We start from the raw sequence: 22,107 nt of genomic DNA on the forward strand, positions 1-22,107 counted from the left end.
CGGCTCAGCGGAAGACGGCGAGCGCCGCCTTCGCCGCGTCCGCGACAAGTGCGTCGTCGTACTCCGCGTCCTTGGTGTCCTTGTCGGACAGGACCGCCAGCATCACGGGGGCGCGTCCGGGCGGCCAGATGACCGCGATGTCGTTGCGCGTGCCGTAGTCGGCGGCGCCGGTCTTGTCCCCGACGACCCAGCCCTCGGGCGCGCCCGCCCGGATGAGGGGGCCGCCGGTGGTGTTCTCGCGCAGCATGGTCGTGAGGATCTTCCGCTTCTCCACCGGCAGCGCCTTGCCCACGGTGAACGCCCGCAGGCTGTCCGCCATCGCGCGCGGCGTGCTGGTGTCGCGGGGGTCGCCGGGCGTGGTCTCGTTCAGCGCCGTCTCGATCCGGTCCGACCGCGTCGTCCTGTCCCCGATGCGGCGCAGCGCCGCCTCGAAGGCGTCCGGACCGCCGTACTCGCGGAAGAGGAGGTTCGCGGCGGTGTTGTCGCTGTAGCGCACGGCGGCGTCCATGGCGCCGCGTACGGAGATGCCCGTGTCGACGTGCTTCTCGGTGATCGGCGAGTTGGGCACCAGGTCGTCGCGGTCGTACGTGAGCCGCTTCTCCAGGTCCTTCACCGAGTCCCGCTGGAGGCCGGTGCCGGTGAGGAGCGCCTTGAAGGTGGAGGCGAAGGCGAACCGGTCGTCGGCGCGGTACGTCAGCTCGCGGCCCGTGGCGGTGTCCACCGCGTACACGCCGAGGCGCGCGTCGTACGCCCCCTCCAGCCGGTCGAACTCCTCGCGCGCCCGCGCCGTTTCCGCCGCGTCCCCCGGTCCGCCGGTCGGCTCGGACGTCGCGGCGGCCGGGGCGGCGGAGGCCGCGTCGCCGTCGCCGCTGCCGCAGCCGGCGAGGGAGGCGAGGAGCAGGGCGGCGAGCGCCGCACGGGTGGTGCGGGAGAAACGCGGATCGGACACAGGTATCCCCTTCGTCAGCGTTTGTCAGCGATCGAGGTTGTTGCGGTCCCCACCCTTCCGACGTCGCGCGATGCTGTCCAAGACAGAACCGGCCGGTTCCATGCGGGATCGGCATAGCATGAGGTCATGGACCTCATCGGTGGTTGCCGGGCGTTCGTCGGCGTGAGCGAGACCGGCAGCTTCACGCGCGGCGCGGCCGCCGCCGGGATTCCCCAGTCCGTCGCCAGCCGCCGCATCGCCGCGCTCGAACGGCACCTGGGCGACCGGCTGTTCGACCGTTCCGCCCGCCGGGCCGGGCTCACGCCGTTCGGCCGGGACATGCTGCCGTCCGCCCAGCGGCTCGTACGGCTCGCGGACGCGATGGAGCAGGACGCCAAGCGCGCCCGGCTGCGGCCGCTGCGGGTCGCCGTGCCGGAGACGTGCACCACGCGCGCACTGGCCGAGCTGGACGCGGAGGCGCGGGCGTACGACATGTTCCTGGAGTTCCGCCCCGCCGCCCCCGGCGACCGGGCGGAGCTGGTGCGCGACCACGACGTGCGCGCGGCGGTCACCGCCGTGCCCGCCGAGGACGGCACCTGGACCGTGCCGCTCGGCGTGGCCGGGGCCACGCGGCTGCACCCCGGGCCCGTGCACCTGGAGACGCTGCGCGTCGGGCGGCACGGGCGGCTGCCGCGCCGCCGCGTGTGGCTCCAGCCGGAGGACGACGTGCCGCACGTACGGGACCGGCTGATGCGCGTACGGGACGCGGTGGGGCTCCAGCCCGCGCAGGTCGCGGTGGCGGACTCGCTGACGGGTGCCGCCGCCGACGTCCTCGGCTCCGGCGACCTGCTGCTGTGCTCCACCGCGCAGGCCCGCGAACTCGGCCTGCACTGGCGCCCGTTGGGGGAGCTGCGGCTCGCGCGCGGCTACGCGGTCACGGCGGTGCTCGGCGCCGACGGCGAACGCCTCCGTACGCGCCTGTGGGACGCCGTCGCACAATGTCTGGGAGCGGAGGTCCCGGGCGACGGGCGTACGGGAGGCGGCGCGGCGGACCGTACGGAAGGCGGTGCGGCGGACGGCGCGGCCGACCGCACGGAGCACGGAGCGACGGGGAAGGCGGGACGCGGATGAACGCGGAAGGGCTGCTGCGCGGGGTCCGCGCCGAGCTGGACGAGGGCGGGCTCGTCGGCTCGATCCTCGTGCGCGACCTCCGCACCGGGGTCGAGATCGGGCTCGAACCGGACCTGGAGTTCCCGATCGCCTCGCTCGTCAAGATCCCGCTGGCCGCCGCCACCCTCGACCGCGTCCGCCGCGGCGAGCTGGACGGCGCCACGCCCGTCGAGGTCCCGCCCGGCCGCGCCACCACGCCCGGACCGACGGGCCTCAGCCGCTTCCGGCACCCGGCCCGCGTCGCCGTGGACGACCTGCTGTACCTGAGCATGTCGATCAGCGACAGCGTCGCGGCCGACGTGCTGTTCGGGCTGACGCCGCCCGCCGAGGTCACCCGACGGATGCGGGAGTGGGGGCTGCACGGCATCGCCGTACGGCACGGCCTGCGCGAGCTGGGCGAGACGCCCGCGGAGCGCTTCGAGTCCGACCAGGTGCACCTCGCCCACTCCCTGGCCATCGCCGCCGGGACCGCCGGACGCGGCCACCCGGTGCCCCAACTCGACGTCACCCGGGGCAACTCGGGCTCGGCCCGCGCGTTCGTCGACCTGCTCCAGGCCCTCTGGACGCCGTCGCGCATCGACGGCGGCGTCGCCGCGCGCGTACGCGAACTCATGGGCCTGAACCTGCTGCGGCAGCGGCTGGCACCCGACTTCAGCTCGGACGCGTCGACCTGGTCCTCGAAGACCGGCACGCTGCTCAACCTGCGGCACGAGGCGGGCGTCGTGGAGCACGCCGACGGGCGCGCGTACGCCGTCGCCGTGCTCACCGAGTCCCGTGTCCCGGCCGTCTCCCAGCCGGAGGCCGAGTCGCTGATGGCCGGTGCGGCCCGCGCCCTCCGGGACCACCTGCGGCGGTCCTGAGGGGCGGCGGGCCGCCCGTACCGGCCCCGGCGCGCGGGGCCCGTGGCACCGTCAACTCCCGGTCGCCGCACCCCCGTCGCGCTGCTCGTACGCGGCCGGGCGCAGCTGCGCCTCGCGTACGCGCGCCACGTCCAGCTTCTCGCCGCGGTCGAAGCGGTAGACGCCGTTCTGCTCCTGGAACACGTCGGTCAACTGCGTGTAGCAGTAGCCGAACATGTCCGGGTCGTCCAGCAGCACACCCGTCAGCCCGGCGAAGCGCCGCTGGAACTCCTCCTCGTCGCGCGGCCGTTCGCCGTAACCCCAGGAGACGTAGCGGTCCTCACCGGCCGCCTCCGCCTCCTCCGGGTTCCACCAGATGCCGCCGAACTCGCTGCAGAAGTACGGCTGTCCGGCGTACGGCACCGACCATGTCGCGCCCGGGTCCTCGTCCTGCGGGTTGACCATCGGGCGGTCCTTCGCGAGCCCGTCCATCAGCCGCCGGAACGCCTCCGGGTCCTGCTCGTAGCAGTGCGAGTCGTACACGTCCGTCTCCCGTACGCGGTGGGAGTAGCCGGAGGTGTCCAGCACGGGGCGCGAGGTGTCGGCCGCCTTGGTGGCGAGGAACATCGCGCGGGTCACGTCGTCCAGGTCCGTACGGCGGTCGTGCAGCAGCTGCCGGGTCTCGTTCAGCGGGCACCAGCCGATGATCGACGGGTGGGAGTAGTCCCGCTCGACGGCCTCCAGCCACTGGGCGACGTAACCGCTCGACGGCCGCTGGTTGTCCGGGCCGACCGGGCCGGTGTTGCAGCCCCAGTCCCCGAACTCGCCCCACACCAGGTAGCCCAGCCGGTCCGCGTGGTGCAGGAAGCGCTCCTCGAAGACCTTCTGGTGCAGGCGCGCGCCGTTGAAGCCCGCCGCCAGGGACAGCTCGATGTCCCGTACGAGGGCGGCGTCGTCCGGCGCGGTCATCAGCCCGTCCGGGTACCAGCCCTGGTCCAGCACCAGCCGCTGGAACACCGGCTTCCCGTTCAGCAGCAGCCGCTTCCCGTCGAGCGCCACCGAACGCAGCCCGGCGGTGCACACCGCGTGGTCCACGACGGTGCCGTCCCCGTCCACGACCTCCAGCTCGATCCCGTACAGGTGCGGGTCCTCCGGCGACCACGGGCGGCGGCTCTCCTCCGGCACGGTCAGCACCAGCCGGGGCGCCAGGTCGAGGTGGGCGTCGGACGAGGCGACGGCGAGGGCGCCCGACGCGTCGGTGAGGCGGGCCCGTACGCGGTGCCCGGCGCGGTTCCCCGACAGCGGCAGCTCCAGGTGGAAGCTGCCCGACGCGAGGTCGGGGGTGATCCGGGGGCGGCGCAGATGCGTCGCGGCCACCGGCTCCAGCCACACGGTCTGCCAGATGCCGGTGACGCGCGTGTAGTGGCAGGCGTGGTTCGCGTACTCGGCGGACTGCTTGCCGCGCGCCTGCGGCCCCCGCCCCGCGTCCCGCGCACGGACGACGACCACGGCCTCCTCCCCGGCCCGTACGACACCGCCCAGGTCGGCGCTGAAGGAGGTGAACCCGCCGCTGTGGCGGGCGACTTCGGTGCCGTTCACCCAGACCGTCGCGTCGTGGTCGACCGCGCCGAAGTGCAGTACGGGGCGGCGGTCCGCCCACTCCGCCGGTATCCGGACGGTGCGCCGGTACCAGACGGCGTGGTGGAAGTCGGTGTCACCGATGCCGGACAGCTCCGACTCCGGGCAGAAGGGAACGGTGATGCGCTCGGGCAACTCGGCGTGCGTCAGGCCCCGTTCGAGGCCGCTGTCGCCGGGGTCGCGGGCGAACTGCCAGGAACCGTTGAGGTTCAGCCAGTCCTCACGGACGAAGCCGGGGCGGGGGTACTCGGGGCGCGGCACGGACGCGTCCGACGGGCTGTGGTGGGCACGCTCATCAGGCAGTGCGGACATCAGCTCTCCTGGCTGGCTGGTTCTGGCGGGCAAAACTCATTGCAGCACAGGGTTACATCGTTGCAGAGGTCCCGTACAGAGGGACTACGGGAAGTGGCCGGACATGCGGCGCTCCGTGACGGATCGCGGGGACCGGGTGCGGTGACGCGGGGTGGTGGGGGGCGGCGGAAATCGAGTACAACGTTGCAGCGAAGGGGTCGATCTGTCGTTCGCGAGAGCGAAGTGACGGTTCCCGGTACGCACCCCCGGTCAGTCCGCGAGCACCGCGGCCGCCCCGGCGGCGATCACCGCCGCCGACGCGGCCAGCATCACCAGCCGCCCCACCCCGCCGAAGCGGGCGAGGACCAGTGCCCGGAGCACCGCGACCGCCGCGGCCAGCGCCGCCGACAGTGCGGTGGCCAGGAACGTCACGGCCGTGAAGGCCGCACCCCGCGCGGCCCTCCGGGTGGCGTCACCGCCGCGGGGTGAGCGGGTCGTGCGGGGCGCGCGGATCGTACGGAACGGATTGCCAGCGAATGCCTCCATGCCCCTCCCAACGAGGCGCGGCGGCCCGGGGCAACGCGCCCCGCGCCCCCTCTTGACGTGACCGTCAACACAGTCCGCCGGAGGGTTCGCGGCGCGCGCGCCCGCTTTCCCCCGTTCTCCGTCGGTTCGGTACGGGGGCCTGCCGCGGGTCAGCGCTGTCGCGCCGGGCGTACGACGATCTCGTTCACGTCGACCTCCGGCGGCTGGGACAGCGCGTACGACACCGCGTCCGCGATGGCCTCCGGCGGGATGGCGTGCGCGCGGTAGGCGCGCATCGCCTCGACCGTGCCCGCGTCCGTGATGGTGTCCGCCAGTTCGGAGGCGACCACCCCGGGGGAGACGGTCGTGACCCGGATCGACGGGTCGGACTCCTGCCGCAGCCCCTCGGTGATCGCCCACGCCGCGTACTTCGTGCCGCAGTAGACCGCAGCGGTCGGCACCACCTCGTGCGCGCCGATGCTGGCGACCGTCACGAAGTGCCCCGAGCCCTGCGCGGTGAAGACCGGGAGGGCGGCGGCGATGCCGTGCAGCAGGCCGCGCACGTTCACGTCGATCATCCGGTCCCACTCCGCCACGTGCAGCGCGGCGAGCGGGGAGAGCGGCATGACACCGGCGTTGGCGATCAACGCGTCGACCCGCCCGTGCCGTTCGCGGGCGGCGGCCACGAAGGCCGCCACGTCCTCCGGGTCCGTCACGTCGAGCCGTACGGGCCGGAGGCTCCCGCCGGACCGGGCCGCGGCCTCCGCCGTACGCCCGGCCAGCGCGTCCAGCCGCTCCGTACGGCGGGCGCCCGCCAGCACGTGGTGGCCCTCCGCCGCCATGCGGGCGGCGACGGCCTCACCGATGCCGCTGCTGGCGCCGGTGACGAGCACGACCTTCGCCGCGCGGTCCGTGGGGTCGACGGCCGGTACGCCGTCGCTTCGGTGGGTCTCGTTCGTCGTCATGGCCACCACGATGCGCACCCGGCGCGCGACGCGGCAGGCAGCGGTCCTCGGGGGAGCGCCACACCCAGGAAGCGCCCCGCACGGCGGTCTACGCTGCGGCCATGGCACGTACCGAACTCGGCGCCTACCTCAGCGCCCGCCGGGCCCGGGTCAGCCCGGACGAGGCGAACCTCCCCAGCACGGGGCACCGCCGCGTTCCCGGCCTGCGGCGCGAGGAGGTCGCGCTGCTGGCCGGGGTCAGCGTCGACTACTACGTCCGGCTCGAACAGGGCCGGGAGCGCACCCCGTCGGCGCAGGTCGTCGACGCGCTCGCGACGGCGCTGCGCCTCCCGGAGGACGGCAGGCAGCACCTGTTCCGGCTGGCCGGGCTCAGCCCGCGGGCCCGCGCCGGTACGGTCAGCGACCGCGTCGACCCCAGCCTGCTCCAGCTCATGGGCGCCTGGCCGGACAATCCGGCGGTGGTGTTCAACCGCGCGTACGACCTGCTGGCGTCCAACGCGATCGCCGACGCCCTCTTCGGCGGTTGGCGGCACTCCGCGAACCTGATGCACGTCGTCTTCACCGACCCCGACAGCCGTACGTTCTACCGGGACTGGCGGACCGTGGCCCGCGACGCGGTGGCCGGTTTCCGGCTCGGCCACGGGCACGCGCCCGACGACCCGCGCGTACGGCAGGTGCTGGCCGAACTCCTCGACACCAGCCCGGACTTCGCGGAGCTGTGGGCGGGCCACGACGCGCGCGGCAAGTCCCTGGAGCGGAAGCGGTTCCAGCACCGGGAGGCGGGCCCGTTGACGCTGACGATGCAGACCTTCGACGTACGGTCCAGCCCCGGCCAGGAACTCGTCGTCTACCACGCGGAACCCGGCTCCCCGTCCGCCGGGGCGCTGGCGCTCCTCGGCACGCTCGCCGCCACCGCGCGCCACGAGGGCTGAGGGCGGTGGCTCGGGGCAGGCGGTCCGGGGTGGGCGGGCCGCTCACGGGCGCGGCCAGGACCGCCCTTCGAGCCGCTCGATGTCGCTGTTGAACCGCCGCAGGTAGGCGGCGAAGACGGCGACGTCCTCCTCCGGCCAGGTGGCCATGACGCGCTCCAGCCCGCGTACGTTCCCCTCCCGCTCCTCGTCCAGCTGCCGTTCGCCCTCCTCGGTGACCCGGAACTTCCGGGCCATCCGCCCCTCCGGATCGGGGATGCGCTCGACGAGCCCGGCGCGCAGCGCGGCGGCGGTCTGCCGGTTGAGGGTGGAGGTGTCCAGGCCGAACGCCTCGCTGAGTTCACCGATGGACATCGGGCCCTGCACGCGGATGCGGCTGAGCAGGATGTACGCGCTGCGCTCCAGGTTTCCGTCGTGGCGGCGTCCTTTGTGCTTGCCGAGGTAGCCGTGCCTGCTGAGCAGCATCTGCTCGTACTCCACCTGCTCCGATGGCCTGACCATGCCGGCTCCTCCGCCCGCTGCCGTGCTGTGTGCCGTCCGCTCGCGCGTGCCGTCCGCACCGGGGTGCGCGCCGTGCGCTCCGGTGCGCGCTCCGCTGCGGTGCCTCCGTGCTTCCGGACGTGTGTACGGGGCTCGCGTCCCTGGTCAGAGGCGTACGTCGGGCCCCGTGACGCCGGAGTGCAGCCTACACGTCATATGCATGATGCTTTTCATGTGTATGGTGCACAACTGTTGCGTCCAGCTCGAACAGGAGAACCTTCCATGGCCCCACCCAGGCCGGCAGCGCCCGTTTCCAGCGCAGGCGTCGTCGCGACGCTGGCACTGGCCGGCACCGTCGCGGCGATCATGCAGACCCTCGTGACACCGCTCATCGCCGAGCTGCCCAAGATCCTCGACACCTCACCCTCCAACTCCTCCTGGGTGATCACCGCCACGCTGCTGTCGGCCGCCGTCTTCACGCCCGTCTCCGGACGCCTCGGGGACCTCCTCGGCAAGCGCCGCATGCTGCTGGCCTGCTGCGTACCGCTGATCCTCGGCTCGGTGGTGTGCGCGCTCAGCTCCTCCGTGGTGCCGATGATCGCCGGACGCGGCATGCAGGGCATGGGCATGGGGCTGCTCCCGATCGGCATCAGCCTGCTGCGCGACGTACTGCCCGCCGAGAAGCTCAGCTCCGCCATCGCCCTCGTCAGCGCCTCCATGGGCATCGGCGGCGGCCTCGGCCTGCCGATATCCGCGGCCGTCGCGGAGTACACCAGCTGGCGCGTCCTGTTCTGGGGCTCCGCCGTGCTGGCCGTGCTGATCGCCCTGATGATCGCGAAGTTCGTCCCGAACACCCCGGGTGGCGCGGCCGGACAGCGCTTCGACTTCGTCGGCGCCGTCGGCCTCGGCACCGGACTGATCTGCATGCTGCTCGCCGTCTCCAAGGGCGCCGACTGGGGCTGGACCTCGGGCACGACCCTCGGCCTGTTCGCCGCCACCGCGGTCGTGCTGCCCGTCTGGGGCTGGTGGGAACTGCGCGGTACGGAGCCGCTGGTCGACCTCCGTACCACCGCGCGCCCGCGCGTCCTGCTCACCAACGTCGCGTCGGTCCTCGTCGGCTTCGGCATGTACGCGCAGATGCTGGTGCTGCCGCAGATCTACCAGTTGCCCGAGGCCACCGGTTACGGGCTCGGCCAGTCGATGCTCGGCATGGGCCTGTGGATGGCCCCGGCCGGTCTGATCATGATGGTGATCTCGCCGCTCGGCGGGAAGCTCACCACCCGCAGCGGCCCCAAGGTGACGCTGGTCGTCGGCGCGCTGGTGATCGCCGCGGGCTACGCCGTGGCCCTGCCCCTGATGGGCAGCACCTGGGGCCTGCTGCTCACCTCCCTGGTGTGCAGCACCGGCGTCGGCTTCGCGTACGGCGCGATGCCCGCGCTCGTCATGAGCTCCGTGCCCCTGTCGGAGACGGCCGCCGCCAACAGCTTCAACACGCTGATGCGTTCGCTCGGCACCTCCTTCTCCGCCGCCGTGGTCGGTGTGGTCCTCGCCGAGATGAGCACCACCATGGGCGGCCACGCGCTGCCCTCCGAGAACGGTTTCCGCGTCGCGCTGCTCATCGGCAGCGGCGTCGCCCTGCTGGCCGCGGCCGTGGCGGCCGTGATCCCGGCGGCACCCGGTGCCGAGACCGTCGCGAAGGACGCGGAACGGGTGCCCGCGCGCGCCTGAACGCCGTAGCACGGCCGGTCGCGTAATTCCCCCTCACCGCCGCTCCGCGCCTCGTATCCTGCCTCCGGTGTCCAGCCGGGCCCGCCGGGGGGCGGGCGGGGGAGAAGGGGGCGGCAGGCCATGGAGGTACGTGACACGCGGGCGCGGCGCGCGGCGGTGCGGTACGTGGTGACGGCGGTCCTCGTCGTGACGACCGCCGCCGGGTGCGGCGGTTCCGGTGGCGGGGACGACGGTGGCGGCGAGGGCCGCGACGGGAAGGACGGCGCGGCGCCGTCCGCGTCCCGTACGGCCGACGGCGCGGCGGACCCCGCCCCCTCGGAGTCCGCGCGCCCCGGCGCCGAGCCGTCGGTGACCGCGGCCGACGGCGACGACACGGCCGCCTGCGCGGACGGCGACTGCGAGATCGCGGTGACCCGGCCGGTGACGTTCCCCTTCGAGGGACCGGCCGGGCGGGCCCGGCTCGCGCTCACGAAGGTCGGCGCGGACGAGGTGGAGTACACCGTCACCGGCGGGGGTGGCGGCACCGTCAAGGGCGGCGCCGGGGGCCCCGGTTCGGGGTGCGTGTCCGTCCTGCGCTCCGGCGGCGCGGGCACGTCGTGCGGCGGCGTCGGCGCGGTGCCGGAGGCGGAGGACGGCACCGTCGTGCTCCAGGTCGCCTCGGGCACGGACGGCACGGCCGTCGTCACCCTCGTACGGGGCTGACGGCGGCGGCAACACGCGGCGCTGCGCGGGGGGTTGAGGAGCCGCGTTGCCCGCGTTCTCCCAAGTCAGGGGAATCCATAGGGGTTTCCATGTACTTTCCCTGCGTGGTTTTGACGCCTCCCGGCGCCCGTGTCACCCTGACGCGTCGCCCGACCCGCCGTGAGGCGGGACAGAGAGTTGTCGTCCCGGGCCGGACATGCCCGCCGCACCCTGACCAGTACGGCGAGGCATACGCAGCCATTCCACGAGGTGCTTCTCCCCGATGCCCATAGCCAAGAGGTGCGGAACCGTGTTGACGGTTCTGGCACTGCTCCCGCTCACCGCGTGCTCCGACAGCGACCCGGGCGGAGGCGACAAGGACACCGTCACGCTCATCAGCCCCGCGTGGGCGAACGGCAAGGCCAACACGGCCGTCGCCGCCCTCCTGCTGGAGGAGGAGCTCGGCTACGAGGTACGGGTCCTGCGGCTCGACGAGGCGGAGGCGTGGGAGGCGCTGGCCGACGGCTCGGCGGACGCGATCCTGGAGGACTGGGGGCACCCGAAGGAGGAGCGGAAGTACGTCCAGCGGCAGAAGTCCGTGGTCCCCGCCGGTGACCTCGGGGTGACGGGCCGCATCGGCTGGTACGTGCCGCAGTACCTCGCGGACGAGCACAAGGACATCACCAACTGGAACAAGCTCAACAAGTACGCCGACCTGTTCGCCACCGACAAGACCGGCGACAAGGGCCAACTCAACGAGGGCGACCGCTCGTTCGTCACCCACGACGAGTCGCTGATCAAGAACCTCGGCCTCGACTACCAGGCGGTCTTCCTCGGCAGCGAGAACGCCCAGATGGCCGAGATGCGCGAACGGGCCGCCAAGGAGCAGCCGTTCCTCACCTACTGGTGGCGCCCGCACTGGATCGAGACCGAGGTCCCGCTCGCCGAGGTGTCGCTGCCCACGTACACCACCGGCTGCGCCGACCGCGAGGCCATGGTCAAGTGCGGCTACCCCAGCACCAAGCTCCAGAAGTACCTGAACGCCGACTTCGCGGAGGACGGCGGTGACGCCGCCCGCTTCCTCAAGAACTTCAACTGGACCGAGGACGACCAGAACACCGTCGCGAAGATGATCGTGAAGGAAAAGCTCGACGAGCGCGAGGCCGCCGAGCGCTGGGTGAAGCGGCCGCCGCAGATCTGGCGGACGTGGTTCATGGGCACCGGAGGAAACGACTGAGCGCTGCCCCCTGAGACGCCCCGCCACCGGACCACCCGGGGGCGGGGCGTCGTCGCGTTCGGCGCGGGAGGGGGCGGCCGTACCGGCGTAAGGGGGATCACGCCGGTGCGACCGGCGTGCGGAGGGGTGCGCGGCGGGTGCGCGGTGGCGGGCGCGGCGCGCGGGGGATCACCGGGGAGGGTGACGCCGTACGGTCACGGGCCCGCCGGGCAAACGCGGCGCGGGCGCGAAACGGCGCGCGAGGGGCTGCACCCGGTGCCACGAAACCATGCTGAGCTGCGCTTTCCCGACGCCCGCCGCGGTGCGGCCCGGACCCGTGCAAAAGGCTTCGGGTTTGCGATGGATAACGCCGCCGGGGGGCGCGTCCGGTCGGCGCAGTCCGCCCCCTGGGGCCGCTTGACAAGGGGTGAATCCCCACCTCACAGTGGGCGCAACGCATCACGCAATACCTTGCGTGCTCTGGGTATTCGGAAAGTCTGTTGTACCTGCCCGTCAGGCGTGCCGTCGGTTCGCCCAGGGTGCAATGCCGTGTCGTCCACAACACGCGCCGTCCGTTCGCGCAGTGACGCTGTCCGGATCGGCGGAAAACCGCTTCGCTTTCACGGGTAATTCCCGCCTCACCGGAATCCGGCATGCCCGGATTCCGGCCCTCGGGAATGCCCGAGCGCGCCGCTTTTCCCAGGGCGCGCACGCTGTCCAGCTGACCGGAAAGGGTGAGTACACGTGACGCACATCGACGTCCCCACGCCATCGCAGGTGCCGAGCCATAAGCCCTTCCTCCAGGTCACCTGGGACGACGAGGAGACCCCCGCGCGGGGCTTCGTCGTGATCGACCAGCTGGTCACGGGCATCGCGACCGGCGGCATGCGGATGCGCCCCGGCTGCACGCTCGGTGAAGTGAACGAGCTGGCACGTGAGATGACGCTCAAGATGGCCGCGTTCGGCATTCATGTCGGCGGCGCCAAGGGCGGTATCGACTTCGACCCGGCCGATCCGCGCGCCGAGGAGGTCCGCGAACGTTTCGTGCGTGCTGTCCGCCCGTTGCTGGAGCGTTACTGGGTCACGGCGGGCGATCTCGGCACCCGGCAGGAACAGCTCGACGAGACATTCGCCCGCGTCGGTCTCGGTGACTCCTCCTTTCACGCCGCCGTGGTACGCGCCGACGACGAGACGGAGGTGCGTTCACGAATCCGTCACGCTTCCCACGCACTCACCGACGGTCTGAAGCTCGCGGAACTCATCGGCGGCTACGGCGTCGCGGAAGCGGCGCTCGCCGCCCTCGACCACCGCGGCATTCCTGCTGCGAACGCCACCGCGGCACTCCAGGGATTCGGCGCGATGGGCGGCTCCACGGCCCTCTACCTGTCCCGTGCGGGCGTACGGATCACCGGCATCACCGACTCCCGCGGCCTCATCCTCAACACCGGGCGGGGCCTGGACGTCGAGAGCCTGCTCGCCGCGCGCGACGCCGCGGGCGTCATCGACCGGTCCGTGCTCCGCGAGGACGACGCGGAGGCACCGGGGGAGGACTGGCTCGGCCTGGACGTCGACGTCCTCGTGCCCGCCGCCGTCTCGTACGTGATCAATCCCGACAACTGCGACCGGGTCCGCGCCGGTCTGGTCGTCGAGGCCGCGAACGTGCCGACCACCGCCGAGGCCGAGCGGTCCCTGCACGCCCGTGGCGTCACCGTCGTCCCCGACTTCGTCGCCAACACCGGCGCCGCCGCCGGGGCCTGGTGGGTCATCCTCGGTGAGGTCGTCAGCCCGGCCGGTGCCTGTACGCGACTGTCGGCGCAGATGCGGCCGCTGGTCCGCCGTCTGATGGCGGAGGCCGGGGCGGCGGGCGTCCCGATGCGGGACGCGGCGGTCGGCTTCGCGCGGGACAACGCGCGCCGCCTGTCGGGCGAGTTCGGCTCCGTCGTGGCCTTCCGGGACCTCTACTCCAGCACCCAGCAGGAGTCCGTGCCGGAGGCCGTGCCCGTGGTCACCCTCGACGCCGCCGCGCCCGTGGGCCCGCCGAGCGGTGCCGAGCCGGATCTGGCCGAGGCGCTGGACAAGCCGGTGGCGGGCGGCCGACCGGCGGCCGAGGCCCTGCCCGCGTACAGCGCGGCCTACTGGCCGGGACCGGCCGAGGGAGACGCGCAGTCGTGACGGCCACCCGGCCCTGAGCCGTTCACCGCGCACGTCCCGTACGGGCCCGGAGCCGCGCGCTCCGGGCCCGTACGCGTGGGTGAACGCCCTTCGCGCGTACGACCGTTCGCGTACGAGACGGACGGCCGCGCTCCCGACACCTCCTGAAGCCGGCCGGTGTGGTGCGGGTGCGGCGGGTGGTGCGGACCGCCTCCGGTTCGCCACCCGTTCGCGGGGAGGGGCGGGACGGGACGCCCGACGGAAGAGCGCAAAGCGTGACGTACGGCCCCGAGTTCGATGCCTGCCGTGCGCACACCCTTGACTTCACGTTCTTATCAACGAAACTAATCCACGCGTATGAGAGCGCTCTCTTCACGCCGTAGCCGTTCACTCCTTGAAGCTCCCCCAGAGCCGCACACACTCGCCTCGTCCGCGAGGCGGGGTCCCCACGACGAGCAGACGAAACAGGAGAGTTCCCATGCGCGTACCCCCCACCGGCGACTCCGCCGACCGCGCCAAGCCGACCCGCCGCAAGGTCATCGCGACGGCCGCCGCCGCGGCCGCCGCGGGCGGTGTCCTCGCCGGTACGCAGGCGTCCGCCGTCCCGGGCGGGTCGTCCGACGGGAAGAAGGCCGCCGACCTGCCGGGCGGCGGTGACCTGGGCCCGAACGTGATCGTCTTCGACCCGTCCACCTCCGGCATCCAGGAGAAGCTGGACGAGGTCTTCAAGAAGCAGGAGTCCGCGCAGTTCGGCGAGGGCCGCTACGCGCTCCTGTTCAAGCCGGGCACGTACGACGGCCTCAACGCCCAGATCGGCTTCTACACCTCGATCATGGGCCTGGGCCTGTCGCCCGACGACACGCACTTCAACGGTGACGTGACGGTCGACGCGGGCTGGTTCGACGGCAACGCCACGCAGAACTTCTGGCGTTCGGCCGAGAACCTGTCGCTGACCCCCGTCAGCGGCACCAACCGCTTCGCCGTCTCGCAGGCCGCGCCGTTCCGCCGCATGCACGTCAAGGGCAACCTCAACCTGGCCCCCGACGGCTACGGCTGGGCCAGCGGCGGCTACATCGCGGACAGCCGTATCGACGGCGCGGTGCTGCCGTACTCGCAGCAGCAGTGGTACATCCGCGACAGCGCCATCGGCGGTTGGGAGAACGCCGTCTGGAACATGGTCTTCTCCGGCGTCGAGAACTCGCCCGAGCAGACCTTCCCGGACCCGCCGTTCACCGTGCTGGAGAAGACGCCGCTCTCCCGCGAGAAGCCGTTCCTCTACCTGGACGGCGACGCGTACAAGGTGTTCCTGCCCGCGCTGCGCACCGACTCGCGCGGCACCACCTGGGGCAACGGCACGCCGAAGGGCGAGTCCCGCCCGCTCGACGAGTTCTACGTGGTGAAGGGCGACGCCTCGGCCGCCACCATCAACGAGGCGCTGGAGCAGGGCCTCAACCTGCTGTTCACGCCCGGCATCTACCACCTCGACGCGCCCGTCGAGATCAAGCGCGAGGGCACCGTCGTCCTGGGCATCGGCTACCCGACGCTCATCCCGGACAACGGCGTCACCGCCCTGAAGGTCGCCGACGTCAACGGCGTACGGGTCGCGGGCATCCTCGTCGACGCCGGTTCGGAGAACTCGGAGACGCTGGTCGAGGTCGGCCCCGAGGGCGCCTCCGCCGACCACTCCGGCAACCCGATCTCCCTCCAGGACGTGTTCGTCCGCATCGGCGGCGCCGGGGCGGGCAAGGCCACCACCAGCATGGTGATCAACAGCCGCCACACCATCATCGACCACACCTGGGTCTGGCGCGCCGACCACGGTGAGGGCGTCGGCTGGGACGTCAACCCGTGCGACTACGGCGTCACCGTCAACGGCGACGACGTGCTGGCCACCGGCCTGTTCGTCGAGCACTTCAACAAGTACGACGTGCAGTGGAACGGCGAGCGCGGCCGCACGATCTTCTTCCAGAACGAGAAGGCGTACGACGCCCCGAACCAGGAGGCCATCCAGAACGGCGACCTCCGCGGCTACGCGGGCTACAAGGTCGCGGACTCGGTGACCGAGCACGAGGGCTGGGGCCTGGGCAGCTACTGCTTCTACAACGTCGACCCGACGATCGTCCAGGAGCACGGCTTCGCGGCGCCGAACAAGCCCGGCGTGAAGTTCCACGGCCTGCTGGTGGTGTCGCTCGGCGGCAAGGGCCAGTACGCGCACGTGATCAACGACATCGGTGACCCCACCTCGGGCGAGGACACCGTCCCGTCGAACGTCGTCTCGTTCCCGTGACGCACCCCGCCGGGCGGCGCTGACGTCCGGCGGCGGCGGGGACCGCGGCCCTTCGGGGCGGCGGTCCCCGCCGCGCGTTCCGGGGTACGGGGCGGGCGGCGCGGTGGCAGCGGACAGGTACCGGCCGCTTCCTCGGGCACGATGGCCCCATGCCGAACACCTCAGCGCGCCTGCTCGCGCTGCTCTCCCTGCTCCAGGCCCGCCGGGACTGGCCCGGGGCGCTGCTGGCCGAAAGGCTGGACGTCAGCCCGCGCACCGTACGGCGCGACGTGGACCGGCTGCGCGAACTCGGCTATCCCATCGCGGCGTTCAAGGGCCCCGACGGCGGCTACCGGCTCGACGCGGGCGCGGACCTGCCCCCGCTGCTCTTCGACGACGAGCAGGCCGTCGCGCTCGCCGTCGCCCTCCAGCTCGCCGCCGCCAGCGGCGCGGGCATCGAGGAGGCGGCGGAACGCGCGCTCGCCACGGTGCGGCAGGTCATGCCCGTACGGCTGCGGCACCGCGTCGACACCCTCCGCTTCACCGTCGTGGGGCGACCCACCGTACGGCCGGAACCGCGCGCCGACGGTGGCGTGCTGCTCGCGCTGGGGGCCGCCGTCCGCGACCGCGAGGTGCTCCGCTTCGACTACGCCGCCGCCGCGCCGCCCGACGCCGGGCGGGGGAGCGGCGACCGGCCACCGCGCCGCGCCGAGCCGCACCACCTGGTGACGTGGGGCGGGCGCTGGTACCTGGTGGCGTGGGACCTCGACCGGGGCGACTGGCGTACGTTCCGCGCGGACCGTGTCACCCCGCGCGTGCCCAACGGGCCGCGCTTCACGCCGCGCGCGCTGCCGGGCGGGGACGTGGCCGCGTTCGTCACGGCACGTTTCCGGGGCGCGGGGGTCGCGGGCGGTACCGGCGACGCGGCGGGCGCGGACGCGTCCGGGCCGGGCGGTTGGCCCTGCCGCGGCGAGGTGATCCTCGGCCTGCCCGCCGCCGAGGTGTCCCGCTTCACCCGCGACGGTGTCGTGGAGGCACTCGGCCCGGACCGCTGCCGTCTCGTCCTCGGCTCGTGGTCGTGGGCCGGTCTCGCCGCCGCCGTCGGCTCCTACGACGCGGAGGTGGAGGTCGTCGGTCCGCCCGAACTGCGCGCGGCCTTCGCCCGGTTGGCCCGCCGGTACGCCGACGCCGCCGCGCCCGACGGGAGTTGACCGGCGGCAGCGCCGGTGCCGGTGCCGGTGCTCGTGTGCGCCGGAGGGCGGCCCGCGTACCCCGCCGTCCGCCCGCCCGTCACCTCGCCGTCTCCTCGATGAGAGCGGGTGATGGAGGGTCCGGGTAGAACCTGCGTACGGCCCGTCGGACGCAGTAGGTTCGGCGGACGCGTGCGGTCGTGCCGCCGCGTGAGCCGCGGACCCAGGGGAGGTGGGGCGGTGCGTCCCGGTGACGAGGTGGCCGGCCGCTACGTCTTCAAGGAGGTGGTGGGCGCGGGGCGCAGCGGCGACGTGTGGCTGGTCCACGACACCCTGATCGACCAGTACGTCGCGGCGAAACCCGGGCGGGCGGCGAGCGCCCGCGGGTCCGGCGCGCGGCACCTGCTGGACGAGCCGCGCGCGTTGGCGAAGTTCCGCGACCACCCCCACGTCGTCACCCTCTTCGACGTGCTGCCCGCCTCGGAGGTCGCGGACGCCGCCTCCGACGGCGTCGCGGACGGGGGCGGTGCGGACGGAGGTGTCGCGGACGGGGACGGCGCGGCGGCCCGTACGGAGGGCGACGGCGGCGACCGGCCCGGGGCGCGTACGGAGACGGGCGGCGCCACCGGGGGCGGCGCGACCACGACGGGCGGCGGGACCACCGCGGACGACGGCGGCGGCGCGGGCGAGCAGGCGTACTGGTTCGTCATGGAGTACGTGTCCGGGGGCAGCCTCGACCGGCTGCCCCCGATGTCACCCCGGCAGGCGGCCCGCATAGGCGTCGAACTCGCCGACGCCCTCGCCTCGTTGCACGACAACGGAGTCGTGCACTGCGACATCAAACCCGCCAACGTCGGACTCTCCCGCCGAGGCACGGCCATGCTGCTCGACTTCGGCGCCGCCCACCGGGTGGACGGCACGGCGACCGCGGTGGCGGAGGGCCCGTTCAGCTTCACCCCCGACTACGCCGCCCCCGAACTGGCCATGGGCGACGAACCCCGCCCCGCCTCCGACGTGTTCTGCCTCGCGGCCACCCTCTACGCGCTCGTCACCGGCTCGCCCCCGCGCGGCGGCCAGACCACCGTCGGGACCGGCCGCGAGGGCGCGCGCGGACCGGGACCGGTGACCGAGCGGCTGTCGTACTGGATGGCGGAACGCGGGGTGGTCGAGATCGACGCCGACGCCGTCGGCCCGCTCCAGCCGGTGCTCGCCGCGATGCTGCGGCACGACCCGGCGCGGCGCCCCGCCGCCGCCGAGGCCGGGCGGCTCCTGGCCGCCGTGGCGGCCGGGTCCGCGCCCGCGTCCGACCGTACGGCGCCGCGCCCCGCCGAGCGGGTACGGCAGCGGCTGGCCGCGGCGCTCACGCTCGGCGCCACGGTGGCGGCCGCCGTGACGGCGGGTGTGGCGCTCCTGCCCGGCGACGGCACCGGGACCGGCGCGCGGGGCGCGGCCGGGGCGCGTGGCACGAGCAGCCCGGACAACGCCGTGGACGGGACCGCGCACCGGGGCCGTACGGGCGGTGCCGGCGCCCCCGGAGACGGCGCGCCGGACGGCACGGCCGGGTCGCCCGTCGGCGACCCGCGTACCGCCGACCTGCGCGCGCTCGTCGACCCCGCCGCCCTCGGCCCGTTCGGCGCCGCCGAACGCGCGCCGGAACTGGGGGACTTCGACCGCTGCGCGCTCCGCGTCCACACCGGCGGCGGCAGCCGTGTCGAGGTGGCCGTCCGGCTGCGGGCGGGCACACCGCCGGAGGACGGCGGGACCCGACAGGGCGACCGACTCCCCACGCGGGAGGGGGAGTTCGGCGGCGCCGCGACGCCGCACGCCGTCGCCGACCGAGCCACCGCCGGAACGCCCGCTGCGGGTCCTTCGCCCCGCCGTTCCCCCGCCGACCCCCTCACCTGCGCGCTGCTCGACGACCGTACGCTCGCGGCGGTCGCCACGCTCCGCACGCGCTGACCCCGGCCCGTACGGCACCCCGCCCGTCGCCACCACGTCGACCGGCCGGGCCGCGGCGGCCCCCGTACGCGGCCGACACCTGTGACACCCTGCTGTACGGCCGCCCCGGCACCGCGCTCCCGCGAGCCCCCGCCCGCGACCCGTCGGTACGCGTCGCAGACCGAACGTTTCGGCACGGGAGGGTCATGCGCGGGCGGAAGCTGGGTAGGGCGAGCTGGGTGGACGAGCCGGACACGACGGACCGCGGGACGGCCGCGACGCAGGCGGCCGGGAGGGCGGCAGCGGCGGGCGGCGGACGGGCCCCGAGCACGAAGGAGGACGGCAGGGTGGGCGACACCGCCGGGCCGAGGACCGAACGCGGCGACCGGACCGTTCCCGCTCCGGGGAAGGGCTGGCGCGACGCCCGTCTCCTGCGCCGCGCGCGGGCGTGCGCGAGCGTGCTGGCCGTGCTCTGCGTCGTCGTCCTGACCCTCGCGGGCACCCTGCGCGGCACGGTGCTCAGCCGCGGCTTCTACCAGAGCGTGCTGGACGACGAACGCGCCTACGACCGGCTGTACGACGAGGTGCTCGTCGACCCCGAGGCGCAGCCGGTGACCCGCAGCCTCCTCGCCCGCCTGCCGGTGCCCGAGGGCGTCGTGACGGGGAACCTGAAGACGGTGCTGCCACCCGCGACCGTACGGGAGCTGACCGACAGCCAGATCGCGGCGCTCCTCTCGTACCTGCGCGGCGACACCGACTCGCTGCACCTGTCGGTCGACCTCACGCCCGTACTGGCCAACCTCAACGACCTCGGCGAGGTCTACCTCGGGAGCCTCGTCTCCGGCTCCGGCGAGCGCAGCGAGGAGGACCTCGACGCCGCGCTGGAGGACCTGGACACCGCCCTCGACGACCTCGCCGCCGGGCGCAGGCCGGACCTGCCGCGCGTGAAGCTCAGCGACAAGGCGGTGGGGGACGCGACGCGGGTGCTGCTCTCCGGCGTGCCGGAGGACGAGCGGAACGCGCTGCGCCCCCAGGTCGAGGGCGCCCTCTCGGTCGGGGACGTGGCGACCGCGCTCGCCGCCGTCGGCCCGCACCTGCCCGGTACGGCGGCCGGGGCGGGCGGCAAGGAGGGCCGTAAGGACCTGGTGCGGATCACCGACGGCGGGCAGTGGGACGTGGTGCAGGACCTCCAGGACTCCGGCGCGGACACCGAGGCGTTGAGATCCGCGCGCGGTGTCACCGACCTGACGCTCGGGCTGGTGCAGACGCTCGCCACCGTGGCCGGGATCGGCGCCGCGGTCTTCCTCTGGTTCCTCTCGCCGGGCCGCAGGGTGTACCGCATCCGGCGGCTGAGCGAACTCCTCGCGGTGGGCGGCGCGTTGACCGCGCTCCTGTTCCTGCTGGCGCGCTGGCGGGCCGACACCTGGGTGTGGACGCCGCCCGCCTCGTGGCCGCCGACGCTCGCCTCCCTCATCTCGGACCTGGAGCGGACCGGCGCCCGCGCCTTCACCGAGGCGGGGCTGCTCGCCTCGCTGGCGCCGCTGGTCACCGGCCTGCTGCTGTTCGTCTCCTGCGCCGCGTGGGAGCGGCGCCTCTCGGGCCGGAAGCTGACGCGGCGCACCCGGCGTACGGCGATGGCGGGCGCCGGCGCCGTCGTCACCACCACCATCGTGCTGGGCCCCGCCCTCCTGCCCACGGCGGCGACCGGCTCGGAACGGGTCTACTGCAACGGCTCGGTGGAGCTGTGCGAGCTGCGCTACGACCAGGCCGCCTACCTCGCCACGCACAACTCGATGTCGTCGACCGCCGACCGGTTCATCAGCCCCCTCCAGGACGGAGACATCACCACCCAGCTGGACAACGGCGCCCGCGCGCTCCTCGTCGACACGCACACCTGGGAGCAGCGCGACGAGATCGCGGAACGTCTCCAACTCTCCGAGTACGCGCCGGACATGCGGAAGCAGATCACCGGTCTGATCGACGAGGCGAGCCCGTCGCGGCCCGGTCTCTGGCTGTGCCACGCGGTGTGCCGGGGCGGCGCCGTGCCGCTGGTCGAGACGCTGCGGGACATCGGTGACTGGCTGGACGCCCATCCCGGCGAGGTGGTCACGATGATCGTGCAGGACGGGATCAGCGGCGAGCAGACGGAGTCGGCGTTCCGGCGTGCCGGGCTGGAACGCCTGCTGTACACGCCGGACGCGGACCCCGACGCGCGGTGGCCGAAGCTGGGGGAGATGGTCGAGAAGGACCGGCGCCTCGTCGTCTTCGCCGAGCACGAGTCGGGCCCGGCGCCCTGGTACCGCAACTTCTACCGGTACGGGATGGAGACGCCGTACGCCTTCAAGTCCCCGGACGAGATGAGCTGCGTGCCCAACAGGGGTGACATGGGCAAGCAGTTGTTCCTACTCAACCACTTCATCACGCACGGCGGCGGCAGCCGCATCGACGCCGGCGAGATCAACGACCGTGACTTCGTACGCGAACGGGCCCTGCGCTGCCAGGCCGAACGCGGGCACCCGGTCAACTTCGTCGCCGTCGACTACGCCAACCTCGGCAGCGCCCAGGACGCGGTGGACGCGCTGAACGAGTCGCGCCTGCCCTGACCGCACGCCTCCCGTCGGCCCGCCGCGCGCGGTCAACTGCGCGCTGTACACTGCTCGTCACTGTCAACTTCTACACCCGTGTAGAAGCAACGAACCGCCCGGAGGATGGCTGATGGCACTGTGGGACCGGATCAAGGAATCCGCCTCGACGATGCAGACCCAGCTCGACGCGAAGAAGAACGAGCTGAAGAGCGGCGGCTTCCGTGACGCCAGCATGGCGATGTGCGCGCTCGTGGCCGCCGCCGACGGCAGCGTGGACGCGTCCGAGCGGCAGCGCGTGTCCGCGCTCCTCGTGAGCAACGACGTGCTGCGCAACTTCCCCGCCGCCGATCTCCAGCGGCTGTTCGACGAGAACTGCCAGAAGCTGGCCGCCGACTTCGAGGTCGGCAAGGTCAGCGTGATGCAGACGATCGGCAAGGTCGCGAAGAAGCCCACCGAGGCGCGCGCCGTGGTCCAGATCGGCATCGTCATCGGCGGCGCCGACGGCGACTTCGACAAGACCGAGCAGGGCGTCGTACGGGAGGTCTGCTTCGCGCTGGGCATCCCGCCGGAGGAGTTCGACCTCTGAG

17 protein-coding genes are annotated in these 22,107 nt (G+C 73.5%); 12 read left to right on the top strand and 5 right to left on the bottom strand.

Going from position 1 to position 22,107, the window contains the following annotated elements; genetic code table 11:
• Positions 1–4: 4 nt before the first annotated feature.
• On the bottom strand, positions 5–949 hold the full coding sequence (gene bla, locus D7M15_RS26870; RefSeq protein WP_240649512.1) for a class A beta-lactamase: 945 nt from the start codon (positions 947–949) through the stop codon (positions 5–7).
• A gap of 126 nt (positions 950–1,075) precedes the next feature.
• Between bla and D7M15_RS26875 the strand changes: the two genes are divergently transcribed.
• Positions 1,076–2,059 carry a LysR family transcriptional regulator gene (locus tag D7M15_RS26875; RefSeq protein WP_121519854.1) on the top strand — a complete coding sequence of 328 codons (984 nt, stop codon included), beginning with the start codon at positions 1,076–1,078 and terminating at the stop codon, positions 2,057–2,059.
• A complete protein-coding gene (locus tag D7M15_RS26880) occupies positions 2,056–2,958 on the top strand; it encodes a serine hydrolase (RefSeq protein ID WP_121519855.1) in 903 nt (300 codons plus the stop codon). Before D7M15_RS26875 ends, D7M15_RS26880 begins: the two co-directional genes overlap by 4 nt.
• Positions 2,959–3,009: 51 nt before the next feature.
• On the opposite strand, the gene D7M15_RS26885 is transcribed toward D7M15_RS26880, so the two are convergent.
• The 3 genes from D7M15_RS26885 to D7M15_RS26895 all read right to left on the bottom strand — a co-directional run bounded on the left by D7M15_RS26885 (position 3,010) and on the right by D7M15_RS26895 (position 6,356).
• Positions 3,010–4,887, bottom strand: coding sequence for a sugar-binding domain-containing protein (locus tag D7M15_RS26885; protein WP_121519856.1), 1,878 nt, complete (start codon positions 4,885–4,887; stop codon positions 3,010–3,012).
• A 249-nt stretch (positions 4,888–5,136) separates the two neighbouring features.
• A complete protein-coding gene (locus D7M15_RS26890) occupies positions 5,137–5,412 on the bottom strand; it encodes a hypothetical protein (RefSeq protein WP_121519857.1) in 276 nt (91 codons plus the stop codon).
• A gap of 149 nt (positions 5,413–5,561) precedes the next feature.
• A complete protein-coding gene (locus tag D7M15_RS26895) occupies positions 5,562–6,356 on the bottom strand; it encodes an SDR family oxidoreductase (protein WP_121521491.1) in 795 nt (264 codons plus the stop codon).
• A gap of 101 nt (positions 6,357–6,457) precedes the next feature.
• On the opposite strand from D7M15_RS26895, the gene D7M15_RS26900 reads away from it, so the two are divergent.
• Positions 6,458–7,288, top strand: a complete 831-nt coding sequence (locus D7M15_RS26900; RefSeq protein ID WP_121519858.1) for a helix-turn-helix transcriptional regulator — start codon at positions 6,458–6,460, stop codon at positions 7,286–7,288.
• Positions 7,289–7,330: 42 nt separating this feature from the next.
• On the opposite strand, the gene D7M15_RS26905 is transcribed toward D7M15_RS26900, so the two are convergent.
• Complete coding sequence (locus tag D7M15_RS26905; RefSeq protein ID WP_121519859.1) at positions 7,331–7,786, bottom strand: MarR family transcriptional regulator; 456 nt, start codon at positions 7,784–7,786, stop codon at positions 7,331–7,333.
• Between the two features lie 261 nt (positions 7,787–8,047).
• Between D7M15_RS26905 and D7M15_RS26910 the strand changes: the two genes are divergently transcribed.
• The 9 genes from D7M15_RS26910 (at position 8,048) to D7M15_RS26950 (ending at position 22,106) form a co-directional block, all read left to right on the top strand.
• Complete coding sequence (locus tag D7M15_RS26910) at positions 8,048–9,493, top strand: MFS transporter (RefSeq protein WP_121519860.1); 1,446 nt, start codon at positions 8,048–8,050, stop codon at positions 9,491–9,493.
• Between the two features lie 120 nt (positions 9,494–9,613).
• A complete protein-coding gene (locus tag D7M15_RS26915; protein WP_121519861.1) occupies positions 9,614–10,195 on the top strand; it encodes a hypothetical protein in 582 nt (193 codons plus the stop codon).
• Between the two features lie 289 nt (positions 10,196–10,484).
• A complete protein-coding gene (locus D7M15_RS26920) occupies positions 10,485–11,411 on the top strand; it encodes a glycine betaine ABC transporter substrate-binding protein (protein ID WP_240649513.1) in 927 nt (308 codons plus the stop codon).
• Between the two features lie 723 nt (positions 11,412–12,134).
• The gene (locus tag D7M15_RS26925; protein WP_121519863.1) at positions 12,135–13,562 is read left to right on the top strand and encodes a Glu/Leu/Phe/Val dehydrogenase dimerization domain-containing protein; all 1,428 of its coding nucleotides are present in this window, start codon (positions 12,135–12,137) and stop codon (positions 13,560–13,562) included.
• Between the two features lie 457 nt (positions 13,563–14,019).
• Entirely contained in the window at positions 14,020–15,828 is a 1,809-nt protein-coding gene (locus D7M15_RS26930) for a coagulation factor 5/8 type domain-containing protein (RefSeq protein WP_121519864.1), read from the top strand.
• Between the two features lie 149 nt (positions 15,829–15,977).
• Positions 15,978–17,018 (top strand): WYL domain-containing protein, encoded by a 1,041-nt coding sequence (locus tag D7M15_RS26935; protein ID WP_121519865.1) that lies wholly within the window; start codon positions 15,978–15,980, stop codon positions 17,016–17,018.
• A gap of 219 nt (positions 17,019–17,237) precedes the next feature.
• On the top strand, positions 17,238–18,956 hold the full coding sequence (locus D7M15_RS26940; protein WP_240649515.1) for a serine/threonine-protein kinase: 1,719 nt from the start codon (positions 17,238–17,240) through the stop codon (positions 18,954–18,956).
• 326 nt (positions 18,957–19,282) lie between these two features.
• Positions 19,283–21,538: a PI-PLC domain-containing protein gene (locus tag D7M15_RS26945; RefSeq protein WP_127201792.1), complete on the top strand. Its 2,256-nt coding sequence runs from the start codon at positions 19,283–19,285 to the stop codon at positions 21,536–21,538.
• A 112-nt stretch (positions 21,539–21,650) separates the two neighbouring features.
• On the top strand, positions 21,651–22,106 hold the full coding sequence (locus D7M15_RS26950; RefSeq protein WP_121519868.1) for a TerB family tellurite resistance protein: 456 nt from the start codon (positions 21,651–21,653) through the stop codon (positions 22,104–22,106).
• The last annotated feature ends 1 nt before the right edge of the window (position 22,107 follow it).

The sequence above is a fragment of the Streptomyces sp. Z26 genome, assembly GCF_003665095.1.
GTDB lineage: Bacteria > Actinomycetota > Actinomycetes > Streptomycetales > Streptomycetaceae > Streptomyces > Streptomyces phytohabitans.

Excerpts from the sequence above, each read along its gene's own strand:
- D7M15_RS26915 (WP_121519861.1), top strand. The coding sequence starts at position 9,614 with ATGGAGGTACGTGACACGCGGGCGCGGCGCGCGGCGGTGCGGTACGTG.
- D7M15_RS26900 (WP_121519858.1), top strand. The coding sequence starts at position 6,458 with ATGGCACGTACCGAACTCGGCGCCTACCTCAGCGCCCGCCGGGCCCGG.
- D7M15_RS26890 (WP_121519857.1), bottom strand. The coding sequence starts at position 5,412 with ATGGAGGCATTCGCTGGCAATCCGTTCCGTACGATCCGCGCGCCCCGC.
- D7M15_RS26950 (WP_121519868.1), top strand. The coding sequence starts at position 21,651 with ATGGCACTGTGGGACCGGATCAAGGAATCCGCCTCGACGATGCAGACC.
- D7M15_RS26885 (WP_121519856.1), bottom strand. The coding sequence starts at position 4,887 with ATGTCCGCACTGCCTGATGAGCGTGCCCACCACAGCCCGTCGGACGCG.
- D7M15_RS26905 (WP_121519859.1), bottom strand. The coding sequence starts at position 7,786 with ATGGTCAGGCCATCGGAGCAGGTGGAGTACGAGCAGATGCTGCTCAGC.
- D7M15_RS26930 (WP_121519864.1), top strand. The coding sequence starts at position 14,020 with ATGCGCGTACCCCCCACCGGCGACTCCGCCGACCGCGCCAAGCCGACC.
- D7M15_RS26935 (WP_121519865.1), top strand. The coding sequence starts at position 15,978 with ATGCCGAACACCTCAGCGCGCCTGCTCGCGCTGCTCTCCCTGCTCCAG.
- D7M15_RS26895 (WP_121521491.1), bottom strand. The coding sequence starts at position 6,356 with ATGACGACGAACGAGACCCACCGAAGCGACGGCGTACCGGCCGTCGAC.
- D7M15_RS26910 (WP_121519860.1), top strand. The coding sequence starts at position 8,048 with ATGGCCCCACCCAGGCCGGCAGCGCCCGTTTCCAGCGCAGGCGTCGTC.
- D7M15_RS26880 (WP_121519855.1), top strand. The coding sequence starts at position 2,056 with ATGAACGCGGAAGGGCTGCTGCGCGGGGTCCGCGCCGAGCTGGACGAG.
- D7M15_RS26875 (WP_121519854.1), top strand. The coding sequence starts at position 1,076 with ATGGACCTCATCGGTGGTTGCCGGGCGTTCGTCGGCGTGAGCGAGACC.